1 pseudogene is annotated in these 1,000 nt (G+C 67.3%); it reads right to left on the reverse strand.

Going from position 1 to position 1,000, the window contains the following annotated elements:
- Positions 1–23: 23 nt before the first annotated feature.
- Positions 24–1,000, reverse strand: a pseudogene (locus ACTWQR_RS55790) (IS5 family transposase); the annotation flags it as partial.

Here is a 1,000-nt window from a genome sequence, read left to right on the forward strand (position 1 = left end):
CTAGGGCCTGTGTGACGTCGTGATCAATCAGTTGGCTTCAGCAAGTCGTTGATCCAGATCATGGAGGCGCGGAGGTGGAGGCCGGCGAGGTAGCTCTCGGGTGTCTTGTCGTATCGAGTCGCGATGCCCCGCCAGGCTTTCAGCTTGTTGATCAGGCGCTCGACGGTGTTCCGTCCCTTGTAAAGATCGGCGTCGTGACCGGTGGGCCGGCCGCCCCGGCTGCCTTTCTTCTTCCGGTTGGCGGCCTGGTCCTTCTTCTCCGGGATGACTGCCTTGATGTTGCGTTTGCGCAGGTAAGAGCGGTTAGCGCGGGACGAGTAGGCCTTGTCCGCGGCGACAGCGCCAGGCCGGGTCCGGGGACGGCCGACCGGCAGAGGGACCCGCACCTTCTGCAGTACGGCGACGAACTGCGGGCTGTCGGCGGCCTGTCCCGCGGTCAGCACGAGCGACAACGGACGGCACTTGCGGTCTGCGGCGAGATGAACCTTGCTCGTCAACCCGCCACGGGACCTGCCGAGCAGGGCTTCCTTCAAGCGGAGCTTGCGCCGCCGCCTGATGCGCCGCCGCTCTTCCCGCTCGGGGGCGTCACTTCCGTCCTGTCCGTTCTGTTCCGGCGGGCCGCCCCCTTTTGCCGGGCCCGTTCCTGGTCGGCGGCGGCTTCCTCAAGGGCCTCCATGACCTCCTTGCCGATGCACATCCCGGCGGCGTCGTGGTGTGCGCGGGCAGTGGTGGAATCCACGCTGACCAGCGACAAGTCCGTCCGCCCCTGCCGGGCGGCCTCAGCGATGACACCTTCCAGCAGCGCGGTGAAGACGCCGGCGTCCCTCCAGATGCGGAAGCGGCCGTAGACCGTCGGCCACGGGCCGAACTCACCCGGCATCTCACGCCACTGACTACTGGTGCGGAACCGCCAGATCACCCCCTCGAACTGCTCCCGCAGCCGCTCGGGGTACGGGCCGTACTCGCCTATCGGCAGGAACGGCTCGATCAACTTCCACTG

The organism is Streptomyces sp. 2A115, from assembly GCF_052245575.1.
In the GTDB taxonomy this organism is placed as follows: Bacteria; Actinomycetota; Actinomycetes; order Streptomycetales; family Streptomycetaceae; genus Streptomyces.